Origin of the sequence: Kitasatospora sp. NPDC057965 (assembly GCF_042887135.1) — a bacterium.
In the GTDB taxonomy this organism is placed as follows: Bacteria; Actinomycetota; Actinomycetes; order Streptomycetales; family Streptomycetaceae; genus Kitasatospora.
This window is the reverse complement of record NZ_JBHVPZ010000009.1, coordinates 114,442-133,231: the sequence shown is the minus strand read 5'-3', so window position 1 is coordinate 133,231 and position 18,790 is coordinate 114,442. Positions and strand designations below refer to the sequence as shown.

Genomic DNA, 18,790 nt, shown 5'->3' with positions numbered 1-18,790 from the left:
TCAGCGTACGGGCGCAACCGGCGCCTCACCTGACTGTCCGTCAGTTCGGCGCGCCGGAACCGGCCCCGTCGGCCGTTTCGCGCTCGCGCTCCCGTTCGAGAACGGTCCGCAGCCGGTCCAGCGCCCGCCGCCGGGTGAGGGCCAGGGTGGAGCGGTGCACACCGAGCAGGGCGGCGGCCTCCTCCAGGCCGTACCCGTCGAGGTCGACCAGCAGGACGGCGCGCGCCTGCTTGACCGTCAGACAGCCCAGCAGCCGGACGACCTCCCAGTGCGCCTGCAGCTCGGCCTGCCCGCCGGCCTCCGCGCCGAGCGCCTCGACGTCCTCCAGCACCTCGAACGGCACCAGCCGACGGCGGTCACGGCGCCACTCGTCGCGCACGACGTTGACCATCACGGTGAACGCGTAGGCGTAGGGCCGCGGATGGCCGAGGAAACGGGCCGGCCGCCGGGCGATGCGCACATACGCCTCGTGGACGACGTCCCCCGCGCCGAACGGATTTCCGACCAGCCGGACGGCCGCCCGGTGCAGCCGGGGCAGCAATTCCGTGAACACCCGGTCGAATTCCGCCGATTCGGCCCCGGAACAGCCACCCGCTTCGCCTTCGCCCCGACAACCCGGCGCACTCCCCATGCCGCCCCCTCGGAAATCGGCACCCCGAATCCCGGTCGGCCGGCACCGGCCGGAACTCCCCTGACGCGTCGCGCATCACGGTTCGCCGTCCTTTTGCCCGCTGCGGGTCCCGGTGATGCGTCGACGCCGCCGCAAGAGGCGGAAAAGCGAGAACCATGGAAGGGCGGTACGGCACGCCGTACCGCCCTTCCCGCTCCCCCACCCGCCGATTCACTCATTCACGCATGCACTCATGCGTTCCTTCACACATTCGCGCATTCGCGCATTCGAGCGTCCGCGCATTCGAGGGACGGAGGGTCCGAGCATTCGGGCATTCCCGCGCCCACTCACACGCGCGGCGTCAGCCGGACCCGCATCGGGCTCTTCACCTGGAGCGTGATGCCCTGGCCGAGCCGTACCCCGCGGTCGATCGCCTCCAGGTCGAACGCCCGCAGCAGCGAGCCCAGCGCCAGCACCGACTCCAGCATCGAGAAGTGCTGGCCGATGCACGCCCGCGGCCCGCCCCCGAACGGGTACCAGGCGTACCGGTGCCGCTCCTTCTCCCGCTCGGGCAGGAAGCGATCGGGGTCGAAGCGGTCGGGCTGCTCCCAGTGGCCGGGGTGCCGGTGGGTCACCCAGGGCGCCAGGATCACCTGGGCGCCGGCCGGGATCACGTACCCGTCGACCACCGCCTCCTCCACCGAGCGGCGCCCCATCTGCGAGGCGGCCGGGTAGAGCCGCATGGACTCCTTCAGCACCCGGGTCAGGTAGGGCAGCGACTCCAGGTCGGCGGCCTCGGGCTCGCGCCCGGCCAGCACCGCGTCCGCCTCCTCCCGCGCCAGGCGGCGCTGCTCGGGGTGCTTGGCCAGCAGGAACAGCGCGAAGGCGAGCGAGGTCGCGGTGGTCTCGTGCCCGGCGAGCAGGAAGATCAGCACCTGGTCGCGCAGCTCGTCCGGGTCGAGCCGCTCGCCGTCCTCGCCGCGGGCCCGGGTCAGCAGTTCCAGCAGGTCGTCCTGGCCCGCCACACCGCCCCCGGCGCCGTCGCCGTCGCCGCCGGACGTGCCGGACCGTTCCGCCCGCCGGGCCCGCTCGGCGATGATCCGGTCGCACACCGCGTACAGGTCCTGGCGCGCCTCGGCGCCGCGCCGGTTGGACGGCGTCGGCCAGGAGAGCGGCACCCGGACCGGCGCGAATCCGCGTTCGAGGACGAATTCGCCTATCACCGGGAAGCTGCGGTGCACCACTTCCACCGCCGCCTCCACGTCCGACCCGAACAGGATCCTGGACACGGTGCGCAGCGCGAAGCGGGACATCTCCTCGGCCACGTCGACCACGCCGTCGGGCACCGCCCGCCACCGGTCGGCGAGCGCCCGGCACTCCAGGCCGACGGCCCGCGCGTAGCCGTCCACCCGGCGGCGGGTGAACAGCGGCTGGATCAGCCGGCGCTGGCGCTGGTAGTCGCCGTCCTGGCTGGTCAGCAGACCGTTGCCGAGGCTGGTCCGCAGTTCGTCGTAGAAGCTGTTGTCCTTGCGGAAGTTGGCGGCCTGGCTGCCGAGCACCTGGTGCGCGCCCTCCGGGGAGAACACGGCGTAGAACTCGGCGCGCAGCCCCGGCGGGCCGGCCGTGAAGCGCACGACGTCGCCGTAGTCGCGGCGGGCGTCGAGGTAGGTCCGCAGCGGACGGCGGGTCAGATCGAACAGCGAACCCACCAGGGGAAGCCCCAGCGGTCCCGGTATCCGCTTCGCGGCGGCGGCAGCGGTGGCGCCGGCAGTGGCGGCGTCGGCGGCGGTCTGCGTCATGTCCCCTCCTCGGTCGTGCCCCTCGTACCGCTCCAACGTAACTGAGTGGTAATCAGAGCAGAAGGAGCGCACGAGGCGACCCGGCGGGCGCCATACGGCGCTCGCCCAGCCGTTCGCGCCCCCTGCCCGTGGCCCATGCCACCCTCGCGGGTGACAGGAGCGCCGCGGATGGACTCGGGTCCTCCCCGGCTCGGACGGCAGGCCGCGTCGGCGCCCGCGTCCGCGTCCCCGCCCGCGTCCGCACGGCCCCTCGCGCCACCCTCGGGGCCGGAGCGCCACCCGGAGAGTCCCTTGCCTGTGCGATGGGACAGACGATAATCGGCCCGCATATGCGGCACTATGATCGGCATATCGGCCGCAGCTGCGTCCATCACCCCGCGCCCTTCCGGCGCGACCAGGAGGGGAAGCGAAGGAATGACCATCCGCAGACTCACCGCCGCCGGCGCCGCGGCCCTCGTGCTCGCCCTCGGCGCCACCGCCTGCGGCAGCGACGGCGGCTCGGGCACCAAGGACGGCGGGACGTCGGGGTCCGCAGCGGCACCGGCGTCGGCATCGGCCCCGTCGGCCGACGTCCCCAAGGCGTCCGGTTCGATCACCGTGTTCGCGGCCGCCTCGCTCAAGGAGACCTTCACCGACCTCGGCAAGAAGTTCGAGGCCGCCAACCCCGGCGCCAAGGTCACCTTCAACTTCGGCGGCAGCTCCTCCCTCGCCACCAGCATCAACTCCGGCGCGCCGGCCGATGTCTTCGCCGCCGCCAGCCCGGCCACCATGAAGACCGTCACCGACGCGGGCGGCGCCGCCGGCGAGCCGAAGACCTTCGTGCGCAACACGCTCACCATCGCCGTCCCCCAGGGCAACCCCAAGCACCTCGCCGGGCTCGCCGACCTCGCCGCCCCCGGGGTGAAGGTCGCGCTCTGCGCCAAGGAGGTGCCCTGCGGCGCCGCCGCGCTGACCGCGCTCAAGGCCGCCGGCGTCAACCTCACCCCGGTCACCCTCGAACAGGACGTCAAGGGCGCGCTGACCAAGGTCGAACTGGGCGAGGTCGACGCCTCCCTCGTGTACCGCACCGATGTGCGGGCCGATGCCGGGAAGATCGACGGCGTGGACTTCCCCGAGGCCGCCCAGGCCGTGAACGACTACCCGATCGCCGCCCTGGCCAAGGCCCCGAACAAGGACGGCGCCGCCGCCTTCGTCGCCTACGTCCGGTCGCCCGAGGCCCAGCAGGTGCTGACCGCGGCGGGCTTCCAGGCCCCGTGATCCGCCGCACCGACCGGTCGGCTCCGGGGGAGCGCCGGGGTCCCGGCCGCGTCCGCCCCGTCGGCCGCGTCGGCCCCGTCCGCCTCCTCGGCCGACGGAGGGCGCACCGGGTGCCGGTCACCCTCCTGCTCCCGGCACTGCTCGGCCTGGCGTTCCTCGTCCTCCCGCTGGTCGGGCTGCTGGTGCGGGCGCCGTGGAGCACGCTGTCCGAGCAGCTCACCAGCCCGCAGGTGTGGGAGGCGCTGCGGCTGTCGCTCGTCTGCGCGACGGCGGCGACGGGCGTGTCGCTGGTGCTGGGCGTACCGCTGGCCTGGCTGCTGGCCCGGACCGAGCTGCCGGGCCGGCGGCTGGTCCGGGCCCTGGTGACGCTGCCACTGGTGCTGCCGCCGGTGGTCGGCGGCGTGGCGCTGCTGCTCGTGCTCGGCCGGCGCGGCATCGTCGGCTCCTGGCTGGACTCCGCCTTCGGCCTGACCCTGCCGTTCACGACCACGGGCGTGGTGATCGCCGAGGCGTTCGTCGCGATGCCGTTCCTGGTGATCAGCGTCGAGAGCGCGCTGCGCGCCGCCGACCCGCGCTACGAGGAGGCCGCCGCGACGCTGGGCGCCTCCCGGCTGACCGTCTTCCGCCGGGTGACGCTGCCGCTGATCGCCCCCGGGATCGGGGCCGGGGCGGTGCTGGCCTGGGCGCGGGCGCTCGGTGAGTTCGGCGCGACGATCACCTTCGCGGGCAACTTCCCCGGCCGTACCCAGACCATGCCGCTGGCCGTCTACCTCGCGATGGAGTCGGATCCCGAGGCGGCGATCGCGCTCTCGCTGGTGCTGCTGGTGGTGTCGATCGCGGTCCTGGCCGGGCTGCGTGAGCGCTGGATGTCCACGCCGTGACGCCCGTGCCCGCCGTCGCACCGGCCGTGTCCTGCGTCCTGCCGCCGGCCCGCCCGGGCCCCGAGTCCGGAAGACCCCGCCGATGACCCCCACCGATCCCCCCGCTTCCGGTGCCGCCGCTTCCGGCGCCACGGCGTCCGGTTCCGCCGCGTCCGGCCTGGACGCCCGGCTGCGGGTCGAGCGTGCCGCCTTCACCCTGGACCTCGCGCTCACCGCCGCCCCCGGCGAGGTGGTCGCGCTGCTCGGTCCCAACGGCGCCGGCAAGTCCACCGCCCTGCGCGCGCTCGCCGGACTGCTCCCGCTCGGCGGCGGCCATCTGCGCCTGGACGGCCGCGTCCTGGAGGACCCGGCTCGACGGCTGCACACCCCGGCCGAGGAGCGCCCGGTCGGCGTGGTGTTCCAGGACTACCTGCTCTTCCCGCACCTGAGCGCGCTGGACAACGTGGCGTTCGGCCCGCGCTGCCAGGGGCGCTCCAAGCGCGAGGCGCGCGCCGAGGCGGCCGGCTGGCTGGAGCGGATGGGCCTGGCCGAGCACGCCGACGCCCGGCCGGGTCGGCTCTCCGGCGGCCAGGCGCAGCGGGTGGCGCTGGCCCGGGCGCTGGCCGTCCGGCCCCGGCTGCTGCTGCTGGACGAGCCGCTGGCCGCGCTGGACGCCCGCACCAGGCTCGACGTCCGGGCCCAGCTGCGCCGCCACCTGGCCGCGTTCGAGGCTGTCGCGGTGCTGGTGACGCACGACCCGCTGGACGCGATGGTGCTGGCCGACCGGCTGGTGGTGATCGAGGAGGGGCGCGAGGTGCAGTCCGGCGCTCCGGCCGAGATCGCGCGCCGGCCGCGCACCGACTACATCGCCCGGCTGGTCGGGCTGAACCTCTACCGGGGCACGGCGGACGGGCACCGGGTGACGCTGCCGCAGGGCGCCGTGCTGGCGACGGACGAGGACCTGTCCGGCCCGGCGTTCGTCGCGTTCCCCCCGTCCGCCGTCACCCTGCACCGGTCACGGCCGGAGGGCAGCGCGCGCAACGTCTGGGAGCTGACGGTGCACGGCCTGGACCTGCACGGCGACCAGGTGCGGGCCGACCTGGCCGGCGCCGTCCCGATGGCCGCCGACCTGACACCGGCGGCCGCCGCGGAGCTCGGGCTCGCCCCCGGTTCGACGGTCTGGGCCGCCGTCAAGGCCGCCCAGACGCACGCCTACCCGGCCTGACCACCTGCTTCCGAGGGCCTGCGGACAGGTCGAGGTGGGTGGAGGACGACGCGGGCCATGACGGCCGAGGGGGCTGTGACGGCCGATGGGGCCCCCGGACCGGCCGGACACTCGATCAACGGTCGACCGGCGGTGTGGGGGCGGTAGTCGGGCAAGCAGGAGATGCGATCCGGCTGCTCGACGCCTGGGACGTCATGGGCGCCGCGCGCGCGATCCGCCCGGGGACGAGCGAGTACGGCCACCCGGCGCACCTGCTCGGCTCACGCGCCGGACGCCCGGAGTTCGCCATGCTCTCCTTGGACAGCGCCGTCGCCGTGCTCGGGACGGCCTGGGAGAGCGGCATCAGCTCGCTCGCTGTGGCCAACCGGGGCGATACGGGGCCCGTACCCCGCATGATCAACTGGGCGGCGGCCGAAGCGTGGGACGCCCGCGTGGAGCGAGAGGAGGCACTCGCATGGCTGCGGTACGACGAACCGACCGTAGCGAATCAGGCGTGAGACCCTTCGTCGTGCCTGGAAGTCGACCAGCAGCGCCACCCGGGACAGTCGTGCGGAGGTGCTGCCGATAGGTAACACCATGTGAGGCTTCATCGGCCGCCACTACCTGGGTGCGGCACGCCGTGGAGGCCCCCGGACGCGCCGGGCCCGCCCTTCGTGATGTGCAACCCAAAGGTTGCACATCACGGCCGGAACGTGCGACCCTCGGGCAACGGGTCGAGGAGGTTCACGGCATGGTCGCCGACGGCATCGAGCGCGAGATCACCATCGCGGCACCGCGCGAGCGGGTGTGGGAGGTGCTCACCCGGGCGGAGTTCCTGGGCGCCTGGTTCGGCGCGGGCGCCCCCGCACGGCTCGACCGGCTGCCCGGCGGACCGGGCGACCCCGGGGCGGCCGGTGACCCCGGGGAGCCGTCGGCGCTGATCGAGCGGATGGAACCGCCCGCCGTCCTCGTCCTTCGCCGGTCCCGGCCCCAGCACGCCGCCGGAGGCGAGTACCCGGCCGGCCCCGCCCTGGTGACCTTCACGCTGACCACCGAGCCGGGCAACCACACCCGTCTGCGCCTGGTGGAGAGCGGACCGGCACTGCGCACCCGCGTCATCCGGACCGGCACGGGCTGGACCCGACGGCTCACCGAGTTCGCCTGCCACACCGAGCGCCTCGCGCACCGCCGGTGACAGCTGACAACTGACAGATTTCAGCTGACAGATAACAGATAACAGATTTTGAAATCTGTCAGCCGTCCCCCGTCAGTCGCGCAGTGCCGGGTGGTCGGCCACCACCGTGCAGCTGCCCGGGGCGATCTCCGTGAAGCCCGCGTCCTGGACCAGGGGCAGTCCGCTCGCGACCAGCTCCGCCCAGGCCTGCGGGGTGGCCGTGCGTACGGCGAGGGCGAAGCCGCTCTCGGCCCACTCCTTGCGCCGCGTCCCGTCCAGCCGCCACCAGGCGAGCTGTGCGGCGTGGCCGGTCTGCGCCATGGTCTTCCCCGCGCTCATCTCCAGCTCCGGGTTCAGCCAGAGCACCGGCACGCCCGGCGCCGGGGCGTCGACGGGGCCGCTCTCCTCCAGGTCGGTGCCCGACACCTGGAGCTTGGCGAGTTCCTTCGGCCAGCCGTCCAGCGGGACCGGCGGGAAGACCCGCACCTCCGCCTCCCGGCCGGTCACCGTGATCCCGGGCAGCTCCCCGGCCCAGCGCCACTCGCCGCCGCGCGCCCGCCGCACCACCTTGCGGATCCGCGCGTCCTCCCAGGCCGCGACCCGCTCCGCCCACTCGCCCTCGGCCTCCGCGACCCGCGGGTCGGCGAGCAGCGTCAGCACCGCGCGCGCCGAGGTCTCCAGCGCGTCGGTCCGCCCGGGCGGCGTCGCGCGCTCCAGCCGGACGACCAGCGGCAGCACGTACTGCGGCCGGGCGTCACGGTCCTCCGGAGCCGAGCCGGGGACATCGGAAGGAGCGGGGGCAGGAGCGGAGGCAGGGGCTGGGGCCGGGGCGTCGAACGGAGAAGTCACCCGACCAGCATGCCAGCCCCCGCGCCCGCGCTCAGCGGCGGTAGCCGCGCTGCGGGTCCCGCTCCTCCGCGTCCTCGTAGGTCAGGAACCAGCCCTCCGGGTGGGTCGCCGTCAGCAGCAGCTCGGCGCGCTGCTCCGCGGTCAGCTCCGGATCGCCGTCGTCCGGCCCGTAGACGCCGAACAGCTCGTCGTGGCAGCCGTCCCAGTCGTAGTCGTACAGGTCCGCCGGCAGGTCGCCCATCATGTCGGCGACCGACTCGGGCTGCGCGCCGAGCAGCGCCCGGGCGTCGACCAGCGCCATCCGCAGCGCGATCTCCTCCGCCAGGCAGCGCGGCAGCGGCCACTCGCCGAGCGCGAGGTCGTCGGCGAGGTCGTCGAAGGTGCGGGCCATCGCGCGGCGCCAGCTGCGGTGCAGCCGCCAGGTGCGCTGCGGCAGCCGCCCGAACACCGTCCAGTCGGCCTCCTCACCGTCGGCGACCGGCTCGTCCTCGTGCTCGTCGAGGTCGTCGTAGGCGGCGTCGGCCAGCCCGAGCAGCTGGGCGTGCAGCAGGCAGGCGGTGCGCGGGGTGAGCGTCCAGTCGCCGGCCGCGCCGCCGTCCTCCTCCTCGCCCTCCAGCGGGAACAGCTCGGCGAAGTCGGGCGCGAAGTCCTCGGTGACGCTGATCTCCAGCGTGCCGCCGATCGCCTCGACCCCCGGGATCGCCGCCACCAGCCGGTCCGGGTGGAGCAGCGCGCCCAGCGCCGCGTTGGCGTCCTCCGCCACCTCGCGCAGCAGCTCACGGCGCTGCCCGGCCGGATCGATGCCCTCGAAGTCCAGTTCCTCCACGGCCGCGATGGCGGCGGCACGCAGCGCCGGCCAGTTCGTGATCCGCAGTCCCAGGACCACCGTCGCCTCGATCTCCTGCGCGTCGGAGTCCTCCGCCGCGCCCGGCCCCTGTGGATGATCGCTTCGCTCGCCCATGGGGCTACGGTACGGCCTTTCGGCTCTCCGATCACCGGTCTGTTCCGGCTACCCTACGCGTTCTCGCCGTCACCGCCCCGCGCGTCCCCGCGCACGCCCCGCGTGCCACTGTTCGACGACGTCCGAATTACCGGCAGGATGGGGCCCATGGCAAACATCGACGAGTACGGCGGCGGGCAGCGCCCGGATGCCCAGGTGCTGGTAGTGACCACCAACGACATCCCGGGCTACCGGGTCGACCACGTGATCGGCGAGGTCTTCGGCCTGACCGTGCGCAGCCGGCACATCGGCAGCCAGATCGGCGCCTCGCTGAAGTCGCTGGTCGGCGGCGAGCTGCGCGGTCTGACGAAGACGCTGGTGGAGAGCCGCAACGAGGCGATGGAGCGGCTGGTCGAGCAGACCAAGGCGCGCGGGGGCAACGCGGTGCTGATGTTCCGCTTCGACGTCACCGAGGCGGCGGACGTCGGCACCGAGGTCTGCGCCTACGGCACGGCGGTGGTGATCTCCCCGGCCACCGTCTGACCCCGGCGGCCGGAGCCCGGCGGCCGGACCGCAGCGACCCGCCCACCGGATGTTTCACCGACGTGACTGTTTACGGTGCAACCACCTCCGGCGCGGCCTCGGACGAGGGCCGCAGGGTCGACGTGCTGGTGATCGGCGCGGGTCAGGCGGGCCTGTCCGCCGCCTACCACCTGCGCCGTCGCGGCTTCGCGCCGCACCGGGCGGACACCGACGGCGGCTTCGTCGTCCTCGACGCCGACCGCGCCCCGGGCGGCGCCTGGGCCCACCGCTCGCCCTCCCTGCGGATGGCCACCGTGCACGGCTTCCACGACCTGCCCGACTTCGAGCTCCCCGCACCCGACCCGGACGCCCCCGCGCGCGAGGTCGTCCCGGGGTACTTCGCGGCGTACGAGGCGAAGCACGCGCTCCCCGTCGTACGCCCGGTCAAGGTGCTGGCGGTGCGCTCCGCCTCCACCCGGCCGGACGCCCGGCTGCTGGTCGAGACCGACGCCGGCACCTGGTCCACCCGGGCGCTGATCAACGCCACCGGCACCTGGACCCGCCCCTTCCTCCCCCACTACCCGGGCCGCTTCGGCGGCCGGCAGCTGCACTACGCCGCCTACCGGGGCCCGGAGGAGTTCGCCGGCAAGCGGGTGCTGGTGGTCGGCGGCGGAGCCTCGGCGATCCAGGTGCTGTCGGAGGTCGCGGCGGTCGGCGAGACCGTCTGGGTCACCCGCACCCCGCCGGTCTACCACGAGGGGCCGTTCACCCCCGAGTACGGGCGCGCGGTGGTCGCCAAGGTCGAGGAGCGGGTCCGCCAGGGGCTGCCGGTGCGCAGCGTGGTGAGCGTGACCGGGCTCGGCCCGTCGGTCGCCTACCGCCGGGCCGAGGAGCTGGGCGCGCTGCACCGCCGCCCGATGTTCGACCGCCTCACCGAGCACGGGGTCGCCTGGGGCGACGAGGAGCTCGCCGTCGACGCGATCGTCTGGGCCACCGGGTTCCGTCCCGAGGTCGGTCACCTCGGCCCGCTCGGCCTGCGCTCGCCCGGCGGCGGGATCGCCGTCACCGGCACCCGCGCCACCGCCGACCCGCGCGTCCACCTGGTCGGCTTCGGGCCGTCCGCCAGCACCGTCGGCGCCAACCGGGCCGGGCGGGCGGCGGTCAACGACATCGTCGGGCTGCTCGTCGCCCCGGCCCCGGACGGGGCCGGGGCCGGGGCGACGGTGCCGGTGCCGGTCGGCGGCTGACGGAGCGACGGCCGGCGGAACGGCGGCGGGACGGCGGCGGGACGGCGGCCCTCACCGTTCCCGCGCGGGGCCGTCGTGCGCGGCGGCCCAGGAGCCCAGCTCCCGCACCGCCGCGTGCAGCGACTCGCCGAGACCGGTCAGCGCGTACTCGACCCGGTACGGGGACTCGGCGCGAGCGGTACGGCTGACGTACCCCTCGGCCTCCAGGGTGCGCAGCGCACGGGTCAGCATCCGCCGGCTCAGGTCGGCGACGGCGCGGTCCAACTCGTTGTATCCGCACGGGTGTTCGGCGAGCAGGCAGATCAGCACGACGCTCCAGCGGTCCCCGATCCGGTGCAGGACCGCCGTCGCCGGGCATCGTGCGCGGTCCTGCGTGGTGACCGGTCGCACGGCGCCGACCGGAGAGCCGTCCGTGCCAGTGGACATGAATGTTCCTTCTTTCGACGACCCGCCGACCCCGCCCATGATCGCTCCAAGACACCCGCACAGTCGAGGAGTTCACATGCTCGCAGTAACCGGAACGGCCGGGCGGTTCGGCCGGCTGGCGCTCGCCGCCGTACTCGACCTGACCGCCGGCCGGACCGGCACGGTCGCCCTGACCCGTGATCCCGCCCGGGCCGGAGCGGACCCGGCCCGGCCCGGCCTGTTCGTCCGGCAGGCCGACTTCGCCCGGCCCGCCACCCTGCCGCCGGCACTCGCCGGGGTCCGGCGGCTGCTCCTCGTCAGCACCGAGCGCTCACCCCGACGGTTCCAGCTGCACGAGGCGGCCGTCGAGGCGGCCGTCGCCGCCGGGGTGGAGCACCTCGTCTACACCTCGGTGGTCCGCGCCGGCGACCCGGCCAACCCCGTCCCCGAGGCCGCCGACCACCGGCGGACCGAACGGCTGCTCGCCGGATCCGGCCTGGCCCACACCGTCCTGCGGTTCAACGTCTGGCCGCAGATGCTGCTGCTCTCCGGCCTGGCCCGGCTCGCGGTCGCCCACGGGGAGCTGCCCAGCAGCGCCGCGCACGGCCGGGTCGGCTACATCACCCGCGAGGACACCGCCTGGGCCGCCGCCCGCGTCCTCACCGGAGCCGTCGACACCGGCGCCCTCGACACCGCCGCCGCGCCGGGCGCCACCGGGGCTGTGCTGAACGTGACCGGTCCGGGCCTGACCGACGCCGAGGTCGCCGCCGCGCTCGTCGAGGCCACCGGTCGGCCGGTGCGGCACCGCCCGGTGGCCGACGCGGACGTCCCCGGCGCGCTCACCGCGCTCGGCGTGCCCCCGGCCCTGGCCGCCGGCTGGGGTGAGAACGACCCGTTCCGGCGCCAGGGCTGGTTCGACGTCGCCGACGACGGCACCACGCGGCGGCTGCTCGGACGCGCCCCGGTCACGCTCGGCGCGTTCTTCACTGCCCACCGCGCGGAGCTGACGGCGGCGACACCTTGACGGGTCGGCCGGCCCGGTGGCCGCCGGGCCGGCCGCCCGGTCAGCGGTCGTAGTCGACCGTCACCCTGTCCGTCACCGGCCGGGCCTGGCAGGTGAGGACGTAGCCGGCCGCCAGCTCCTTCTCCTCCAGGGCGAAGTTGCGCCGCATCTCCACCTCGCCCTCCGTCACCAGGGCGCGGCAGGTGCCGCAGACCCCGCCCTTGCAGGCGAACGGCAGGTCCGGGCGGGAGCGCTGCGCGCCGTCCAGGATCGACCGGTCGCACGGCAGCGACAGGGTGCTGCCCCGGCCGTCCAGGACGACGGTGACCTCGCTGTACCCGGCCGCGCCACCGTCCGGGGTGTCCTCCGCGCGCTCGGCGACGGGCTCGTCCTCGGCGTGGAACAGCTCCTGGTGCACCCGCTCCGCCGGGACGCCCAGCCCGGCCAGCAGCTCCTTCGCCCCGGCCACCATGCCGAACGGCCCGCAGAGCCACCAGTGGCCGACCGCCGCCGTGTCCACCAGCGCCGTCAGCAGCGCCCCGACCCGCTCCGGGTCCAGCCGGCCGCTGAGCAGTTCGGCGTCCCTGGTCTCCCGGGAGAGCACGTGGACCAGCTGGAAGCGGTTCAGGTAGCGGTCCTTGAGGTCGGCCAACTCGTCGGCGAACATCACGGTGTCGCTGCGCCGGTTGCCGTAGAGCAGGGTCACCGTGGAGGTGCGGTCGGCGGCCAGCACGGAGGCCGCGATCGAGACCATCGGCGTGATGCCGGAGCCGGCCGCCAGCAGCACGTGGTCGGCGGGCTCGGCGAGGTCGGGGGTGAACAGGCCGGACGGCGTCAGCACCTCCACCTCCTCCCCCGGCCGGGCCTCGCGCACCAGCCAGCGGGAGAACAGCCCGCCCGGCACCTCGCGCACGGCGATCCGCAGCGGGCCGCCGGCGGGGGCGCAGATCGAGTACGAGCGGCGCTCGTCGACGCCGTCCACCACCCGGCGCAGCGTCAGCGTCTGGCCCGGGCGGAAGGCGTACGCGTCCGCGAGCCCCGGCGGCACGGTGAAGGTGACCGCGACGGCGTCCTCGCAGAGCCGTTCCAGGCCGGCGATCCGCAGCGCGTGGAAGCTCGGCCGACGGGCGGCGCGCACGGCGGACGGCGGGGTCGCCGGTTCCGCGGGCCGGGTCGACGGCGCCGGGGGCTGGGCGGCGGGCAGGTCCGCGGAGGGGGCGGCGGACGGGACGGCGGCCATTCAGATCTCCTTGACGCGTTCGAAGGGCTCGCGGCAGTCCCGGCAGCGCCACAGTGCCTTGCAGGCGGTGGAGCCGAAGCGGGACAGCTCCTCGGTGTCGGTGCCACCGCAGAGCGGGCAGGTGACGGGCGCGGGGACGCCCCCGGAGGCGGCCCCCGCGGCCCCCGCGAGCCGGGTCGGGCCGAGGCTCAGCGGTGTGCTCCCGCCACCGGTGCGCCCGCCGGCCGCAGCGCCGCCGGGCCGGGGCGGGGCGATGCCGGCCTCGGCCAGCCTGCGCCGGCCCTCGGGCGTGATCAGATCGGTCGACCAGGGCGGATCCAGCCGCAGCCGGACCCGGACGTCCGCGAACCCGGCCGCGCGCAGCCGCCGGTCGACGTCGGCGGCCATCTCGGCGACGGCGGGGCAGCCCGAGTACGTCGGGGTGAGCCACGCGGTCACCGTGTCGCCGTCCTCCACGACGTCGGCGAGCACGCCCAGGTCGGCCAGGGTCAGCATGGGCAGCTCCGGGTCCGGCACCGCCGCCGCGACCGCCCAGGCGGCCCCGCCCGCCCCGCTCGACGCGTGTGCCCCGGCCACGGCCGTCACCACGTCGCGCCCGGGTGCGCGCGGGCCAGCACCTGCAGCTCGGCCAGCAGCGGGCCCAGCGCCTCGGTGTGCACCCCGTCCCGCCCGGCCCGGCCGCCGACGCGCGCCAGCCCCGGCACGTCCGGCACCGTCAGCGCGGCCTGCCCGCACACCGTCGCCAGCGAGCGCAGCACCGGCTCGCGCAGCGTCGCCGGGTCCACCCCGACCCGCGTCTCCACCGGGTGCGCGGTGAACAGTTCCTCCAGCAGCGGCCACACGGCGTCCAGCCCGGCCTGCATCCGCGCGGCCGAGTACGGCGTGCCGTCGCCGAGCCGCAGCGTCCACGCCGTGGCGTACTCGCGGTGGTAGGCCAGCTCCTTCGCCCCGCGCGCCGCGACCGCCGCCAGCACCGGGTCGGCGTGCCCGGCCAGCGCCTCGTAGAGAGCGCCGCGGGCGGTGGCGAAGAGCAGCAGACGGGCGATCGAGTACGCGAAGTCCCCGTTCGGCGCCTCGACCAGGCGGACGTTGCGGAACTCGTGCTCCTCCCGCCAGTACGCCAGGTCGTCCTCGGTGCGCCCGGAGCCGTCCGCCTGCCCGGCCCGGGTGAGCAGCAGGCGGGCCTGACCGAGCAGGTCGAGGCCGAGGTTGGCGAGCGCGACCTCCTCCTCCAGCTCCGGCGCGCGGGTGCACCACTCGATCAGCCGCTGGGCGAGGACGAGCGCGTCGTCGCCCAGCATCAGGCAGTAGGCGGCGAGCTCGGCGCCGTCCAGGCCGGGCGGCACGGCGGTGTCCACCCCGAGCAGCGGGTCGGCGAAGCCCGTCCCGTACGCCCAGCGGCCCTCGCCCTCCGGCTCGGGGGACGCCTCGGCGAGGCTCAGGTACACGTGGTCGTCGGTCACGTGGCCGCTGGTGGTGTGGTCGTCGGTCATGGTTCGGCTGCTCCCGGTCAGATGTGCGGGACATCCTCGGGGATGTCGTAGAAGGTCGGGTGGCGGTAGACCTTGTCGCCGCTGGGCGCGAAGAAGGGGTCGCGCTCGTCCGGGGTGGAGGCGGTGATCGCGTCGGAGCGCACCACCCAGAGGCTGACGCCCTCGTTGCGGCGGGTGTAGAGGTCGCGGGCGGCGAGCAGGGCCATCCGCTCGTCGGACGCGTGCAGCGAGCCGACGTGCACGTGGTTCAGGCCTCGCCGGGGGCGCACGAACACCTCGTAGAGCGGCCAGCCGGCCTTGGACTCGGTCACTTTCCGTTCTCCTCTTCCGCGTGCTGTGCCGCTGCCGTGTCCGGTTCCGTGTCCGCTGCGGTGTCCGCCACGGTGTCGGCGCGGCGCTTGGTCGCGTACGCCGTGGCCGCCTCGCGCACCCAGGCACCGTCCTCGTGCGCGGCCCGGCGGCGCTCCATCCGCTGGGCGTTGCACGGGCCCTCGCCGTGGATGACCCGGTTCAGCTCCGACCAGTCCGGCTCGCCGAAGTCCCAGCCGCCGCGCTCCTCGTTCCGGCGCAGCTCCGGGTCGGGGAGCGTGACGCCGAGGTGCTCGGCCTGCGGGACCGTCATGTCGACGAAGCGCTGCCGCAGCTCGTCGTTGGTGTGCCGCTTGATCCGCCAGGCCATCGAGCGGGCGGTGTTCGGCGAGGCGGCGTCCGAGGGGCCGAACATCATCAGGGACGGCCACCACCAGCGGTCCACCGCGTCCTGGACCATCGCGCGCTGGGCGTCGGTGCCGCGCATCAGCGTCATCAGCAGCTCGTAGCCCTGGCGCTGGTGGAACGACTCCTCCTTGCAGATCCGGACCATGGCGCGGGCGTACGGGCCGTAGCTGCAACGGCAGAGCGGGACCTGGTTGCAGATCGCGGCGCCGTCGACCAGCCAGCCGATCACACCGACGTCGGCGAAGGTGAGGGTCGGGTAGTTGAAGATCGACGAGTACTTCTGGCGGCCGGAGATCAGCTTCTCGGTGAGCTCGGCGCGGTCCACGCCGAGGGTCTCCGCGGCCGCGTACAGGTACAGGCCGTGACCCGCCTCGTCCTGGGCCTTGGCGAGCAGGATCGCCTTGCGGCGCAGGGACGGGGCGCGGGTGAGCCAGTTGCCCTCGGGCTGCATGCCGATGATCTCGGAGTGCGCGTGCTGGGCGATCTGGCGGACGAGGGTGGCCCGGTAGGCGTCGGGCATCCAGTCGCGGGGCTCGATCCGCTGCTCCGCGGCGATGACGGCCTCGAACGCCTCCTCGGGCGAAGCCCCGGGCCGCTCGGCCACCTCTGCTGTCACCACGGTCCCCTTTCGCTGGCTGTCTCCCCGGCCGCTCCGGCCACCACCGAAGGCTACCGACCAACCGTTCGGTCGGTTCCATTGTGCGGGGCAACGGGGCGGCTGACAAGGGAGCAGCGCCGGTGACGGACGGCCCCGGAGCGTCCGCCCGGAGCGCCCGCGCGCCCCGACCACCCGGTTCGCACGGACCGCCCGGGCCGCCCGGGCGGAAAACCGGTGGCCCCGGCCCGGCCGGCGGACAAGACTTCCCCCCATGGCACTGCACGCGGACGAGATCCCGGCCGGCGAGGACCTGGTCCGGTCCCTGCTCGACGCCCAGCGGCCGGAGTGGGCCGCCCTCCCCCTGACCCCGGCGGGCGCGGGCACGGACAACACCATGTACCGGCTCGGCGACGAGCTGCTCGTCCGACTTCCGCGCACCCCGGACACCGCCCGGTCGGTGCGCAAGGAGCAGCGGTGGCTGCCGCGCCTGGCCCCGCTGCTCGACCTCGCCGTCCCCGAGCCCGTGCACACCGGGGTGCCCGGCGAGGCCTTCCCGCTCGCCTGGTCGGTCTACCGCTGGATCGACGGCGCGGAGCCCGGACCGTCGAACGTCCGGGACTGGGCCGGCCTCGGCAGCGACCTGGCGGCGTTCGTGCGGGAGCTGCACGGCCTCGACCTGATGGGCGCGACCCGCGCGGACGAGCTCAGCTGGTACCGCGGCGGCTCGCTGCGGGACTGCGCGGAGTGGACCACCCGGTCCCTCGCGGACTGCCGCGCGCTCGCGGGTGCCGACGGGGGCGGCGAGCTCGACGTCGACACGTTGGAGCGGCTCTGGCGGGCCGCGCTCGCGCTGCCGGAGCCGTCCGCGCCGCACGTCTGGCTGCACGGCGACCTCAAGCCCACCAACCTCCTGGTCCGGGACGGCCGGCTGCACGCGGTCATCGACTTCGGCTGCCTCTCGGTCGGCCTCCCGGACGCCGAGCACTCGACCGCCTGGGACCTGCCGCCCGCGGCGCGTCGCGCCTACCGGGACGCGCTCGACCTCGACGAGGCGACCTGGACGCGCGCCCGCGCCTGGGCGATCGCGGTCGCGGCCAGCGGGATCTCGTACTACTGGCACACCTATCCGGCGTTCGTCGCCGAGTGCCTGGCCCGCCTGGAGGCGATCCTCGCCGACGCCGCCGGGCGCGGCGACGCCGCCTGACGACCGGGCAGCGCTGTCCGGCGCCCGGCCAGGCCGGAAGGGGTTCAGCGCAGGGCGGCCAGTTCCTCCGCGCGGGCCGCCCGCCGGGCGAACACCTCCGCCTTCTGCTCCTCCATGCGGCGCAGCGCGGTGCGTCGGCCCCGGGCGGTGAGGCGGTCGACGTAGAGGCCGCCGTTGAGGTGGTCGGTCTCGTGCTGGAGGCAACGCGCGAAGTAGCCGTGCCCCTCGACGACCAGCGGTCGTCCGTCGAGGTCCCGGCCGCGGACGACCGCCGTGTCCGGCCGGGCCAGCTCCAGGTGCGGGCCGGGGACGGAGAGGCAGCCCTCCGCGGCCTCGACGAGCCGGCGCGCGCCCGCCGACAGCTCATCGAGCACCGGGTTGAGGATGTGGCCGACGTGGCGGACGCCGTCCTCGTCGACGCAGTCCCAGACGAAGGCCCGGAGGTCGACGCCGATCTGGTTGGCCGCCAGCCCGACACCCTCGGCAACCCACATGGCGGCGAACATGTCGTCGATCAGCCGGACCGTCCCGGGTGAACCGAACTCGGCCTCCGTCACGTCCCGGCAGCGCCGGTGCAGGACATCCTCGCCGACGACGGTGATCCGTCGCACCTCACCCCGCAACGCCTCCGGCGGAACCTCCGGGTAGGCGCTCACCGCCTCCCCCTGGACCCGCACCTGCTCCCGGACGGGCATCGCCCGCCGTGCTGTTGCGCCTCGTGCCACGGTTCTCTCCCCTCCGCGCGGCCCGCCCGCGCCGTCCGCGCCGACAACGCCGGCACCGCATCCGGTGCCGGCGGCTCTCACTCTGCCACACTTTGCAAAGTCTGAACTTTGCAAAGTGCGTGCGGTAAGGCGCAGCGAGGCGCAACGAGGCCGCGGGAACCCAGCGGAGGCGGGGTATTCCTCCAGTTCAGAGGCCATGTTGCACGGCACGGACGCTCTCCTGGCTTGCCAAGTCACTTTGCAAAGTGGATTCTTTGCAAAGTGACCACCCACAACACCCCTGCCGAACCGGCGACCACCCCGACAGCGGTACCCGCGCGGCCACTGCCGCAGCACGCGGTGCGCGCCGCACTGCTCGACCTGATCGCCGAGTGGGGCACCATCACCTCGAACCAGGCCGCTCAGATGATCCGCCAGAGTTCGGGAACATGTTCCTTCCACCTGCGGCAACTGGCTCGGTACGGGCTGATCGAGGAGGCGCCGACCAGCGACGGCCGCTCACGGCCGTGGCGGCTGCGCTGGGAGGGATCGCTCATGCCACCCGGCTCAGCGGAGGAACCGGGAGGCCGCGCCGGACACGACCTGACCCCCGAACTGGCGAGCGACCTGGAGGACAGCAGCTACCGGCACTGGCTCGCCAACCGGTCCGCCGCACCCGCCGAATGGCAGCTGGACCAGACCTCCAGCGATGTCCTGCACCTCACCGCCGACGAACTCGCCGACCTCGGCGCCGCCGTCCGCGCCCTGCTCGCGCCCTACCGACAGCGCGGGCCGCGCCCCGGGACGCACCCGGTGGCGGCGGTCACCCGGCTCTTCCCGCTGCTCGCGGACCGCGAGGGGGAACCGGGCACGTCCTGACGTCCCGACGTCCCGGCGTCCCGGCGTCCCGACGGACGACGGACGACGGACCGCCGGCGGTGGTCGGTGGATCCGGGATCCACCG

21 protein-coding genes are annotated in these 18,790 nt (G+C 74.8%); 10 read left to right on the top strand and 11 right to left on the bottom strand.

Going from position 1 to position 18,790, the window contains the following annotated elements; genetic code table 11:
• Window positions 1–40: 40 nt before the first annotated feature.
• Together ACFVVU_RS14090 and ACFVVU_RS14085 are read right to left on the bottom strand one after the other, a co-directional pair.
• Window positions 41–553 (bottom strand): RNA polymerase sigma factor, encoded by a 513-nt coding sequence (locus ACFVVU_RS14090; protein WP_380690126.1) that lies wholly within the window; start codon window positions 551–553, stop codon window positions 41–43.
• Window positions 554–957: 404 nt separating this feature from the next.
• A complete protein-coding gene (locus ACFVVU_RS14085; protein ID WP_387789958.1) occupies window positions 958–2,409 on the bottom strand; it encodes a cytochrome P450 in 1,452 nt (483 codons plus the stop codon).
• A 414-nt stretch (window positions 2,410–2,823) separates the two neighbouring features.
• Between ACFVVU_RS14085 and modA the strand changes: the two genes are divergently transcribed.
• The 5 genes from modA to ACFVVU_RS14060 all read left to right on the top strand — a co-directional run bounded on the left by modA (window position 2,824) and on the right by ACFVVU_RS14060 (window position 6,925).
• Complete coding sequence (gene modA, locus ACFVVU_RS14080) at window positions 2,824–3,666, top strand: molybdate ABC transporter substrate-binding protein (RefSeq protein ID WP_387789957.1); 843 nt, start codon at window positions 2,824–2,826, stop codon at window positions 3,664–3,666.
• Entirely contained in the window at window positions 3,666–4,547 is an 882-nt protein-coding gene (locus ACFVVU_RS14075; RefSeq protein WP_387790105.1) for an ABC transporter permease, read from the top strand. The genes modA and ACFVVU_RS14075 overlap by 1 nt, the downstream gene beginning before the upstream one ends.
• 82 nt (window positions 4,548–4,629) lie before the next feature.
• On the top strand, window positions 4,630–5,751 hold the full coding sequence (locus ACFVVU_RS14070) for an ABC transporter ATP-binding protein (RefSeq protein ID WP_387789956.1): 1,122 nt from the start codon (window positions 4,630–4,632) through the stop codon (window positions 5,749–5,751).
• A gap of 38 nt (window positions 5,752–5,789) precedes the next feature.
• Entirely contained in the window at window positions 5,790–6,248 is a 459-nt protein-coding gene (locus ACFVVU_RS14065) for a hypothetical protein (protein WP_387789955.1), read from the top strand.
• Between the two features lie 233 nt (window positions 6,249–6,481).
• The gene (locus ACFVVU_RS14060; RefSeq protein ID WP_380686396.1) at window positions 6,482–6,925 is read left to right on the top strand and encodes an SRPBCC domain-containing protein; all 444 of its coding nucleotides are present in this window, start codon (window positions 6,482–6,484) and stop codon (window positions 6,923–6,925) included.
• Window positions 6,926–6,997: 72 nt separating this feature from the next.
• On the opposite strand, the gene ACFVVU_RS14055 is transcribed toward ACFVVU_RS14060, so the two are convergent.
• Together ACFVVU_RS14055 and ACFVVU_RS14050 are read right to left on the bottom strand one after the other, a co-directional pair.
• Entirely contained in the window at window positions 6,998–7,753 is a 756-nt protein-coding gene (locus ACFVVU_RS14055) for an aminoacyl-tRNA hydrolase (RefSeq protein ID WP_387789953.1), read from the bottom strand.
• A 31-nt stretch (window positions 7,754–7,784) separates the two neighbouring features.
• Window positions 7,785–8,714: a hypothetical protein gene (locus ACFVVU_RS14050; RefSeq protein ID WP_380686400.1), complete on the bottom strand. Its 930-nt coding sequence runs from the start codon at window positions 8,712–8,714 to the stop codon at window positions 7,785–7,787.
• A gap of 147 nt (window positions 8,715–8,861) precedes the next feature.
• On the opposite strand from ACFVVU_RS14050, the gene ACFVVU_RS14045 reads away from it, so the two are divergent.
• A complete protein-coding gene (locus tag ACFVVU_RS14045) occupies window positions 8,862–9,236 on the top strand; it encodes a YbjQ family protein (protein ID WP_355362963.1) in 375 nt (124 codons plus the stop codon).
• Window positions 9,237–9,298: 62 nt separating this feature from the next.
• A complete protein-coding gene (locus ACFVVU_RS14040; protein WP_387789950.1) occupies window positions 9,299–10,462 on the top strand; it encodes a flavin-containing monooxygenase in 1,164 nt (387 codons plus the stop codon).
• Window positions 10,463–10,513: 51 nt separating this feature from the next.
• On the opposite strand, the gene ACFVVU_RS14035 is transcribed toward ACFVVU_RS14040, so the two are convergent.
• Entirely contained in the window at window positions 10,514–10,888 is a 375-nt protein-coding gene (locus ACFVVU_RS14035) for a winged helix-turn-helix transcriptional regulator (RefSeq protein WP_387789948.1), read from the bottom strand.
• Between the two features lie 76 nt (window positions 10,889–10,964).
• On the opposite strand from ACFVVU_RS14035, the gene ACFVVU_RS14030 reads away from it, so the two are divergent.
• The gene (locus ACFVVU_RS14030; RefSeq protein WP_387789947.1) at window positions 10,965–11,891 is read left to right on the top strand and encodes an NAD(P)H-binding protein; all 927 of its coding nucleotides are present in this window, start codon (window positions 10,965–10,967) and stop codon (window positions 11,889–11,891) included.
• Window positions 11,892–11,931: 40 nt separating this feature from the next.
• Here ACFVVU_RS14030 and paaE read toward each other — a convergent pair whose 3' ends face one another.
• The 5 genes from paaE to paaA are packed head-to-tail and all read right to left on the bottom strand — an operon-like array spanning window position 11,932 to window position 15,936.
• Entirely contained in the window at window positions 11,932–13,110 is a 1,179-nt protein-coding gene (gene paaE / locus ACFVVU_RS14025; RefSeq protein WP_387789945.1) for a 1,2-phenylacetyl-CoA epoxidase subunit PaaE, read from the bottom strand.
• A complete protein-coding gene (paaD, locus tag ACFVVU_RS14020) occupies window positions 13,111–13,686 on the bottom strand; it encodes a 1,2-phenylacetyl-CoA epoxidase subunit PaaD (protein ID WP_380687423.1) in 576 nt (191 codons plus the stop codon).
• 5 nt (window positions 13,687–13,691) lie between these two features.
• A complete protein-coding gene (gene paaC, locus ACFVVU_RS14015) occupies window positions 13,692–14,573 on the bottom strand; it encodes a 1,2-phenylacetyl-CoA epoxidase subunit PaaC (RefSeq protein ID WP_387790103.1) in 882 nt (293 codons plus the stop codon).
• Between the two features lie 47 nt (window positions 14,574–14,620).
• A complete protein-coding gene (gene paaB, locus ACFVVU_RS14010) occupies window positions 14,621–14,914 on the bottom strand; it encodes a 1,2-phenylacetyl-CoA epoxidase subunit PaaB (protein WP_380687420.1) in 294 nt (97 codons plus the stop codon).
• The gene (gene paaA / locus ACFVVU_RS14005) at window positions 14,911–15,936 is read right to left on the bottom strand and encodes a 1,2-phenylacetyl-CoA epoxidase subunit PaaA (protein WP_387789943.1); all 1,026 of its coding nucleotides are present in this window, start codon (window positions 15,934–15,936) and stop codon (window positions 14,911–14,913) included. The genes paaB and paaA overlap by 4 nt, the downstream gene beginning before the upstream one ends.
• A gap of 253 nt (window positions 15,937–16,189) precedes the next feature.
• Here paaA and ACFVVU_RS14000 point away from each other — a divergent pair, with 253 nt between their 5' ends.
• On the top strand, window positions 16,190–17,122 hold the full coding sequence (locus tag ACFVVU_RS14000; protein ID WP_387789941.1) for an aminoglycoside phosphotransferase family protein: 933 nt from the start codon (window positions 16,190–16,192) through the stop codon (window positions 17,120–17,122).
• A gap of 44 nt (window positions 17,123–17,166) precedes the next feature.
• Here the strand turns inward: ACFVVU_RS14000 and def are convergent, their stop codons facing one another.
• Complete coding sequence (gene def, locus ACFVVU_RS13995) at window positions 17,167–17,817, bottom strand: peptide deformylase (protein WP_387790102.1); 651 nt, start codon at window positions 17,815–17,817, stop codon at window positions 17,167–17,169.
• A gap of 291 nt (window positions 17,818–18,108) precedes the next feature.
• Here def and ACFVVU_RS13990 point away from each other — a divergent pair, with 291 nt between their 5' ends.
• Window positions 18,109–18,705, top strand: a complete 597-nt coding sequence (locus tag ACFVVU_RS13990) for an ArsR family transcriptional regulator (RefSeq protein WP_387789939.1) — start codon at window positions 18,109–18,111, stop codon at window positions 18,703–18,705.
• Window positions 18,706–18,790: the final 85 nt, after the last annotated feature.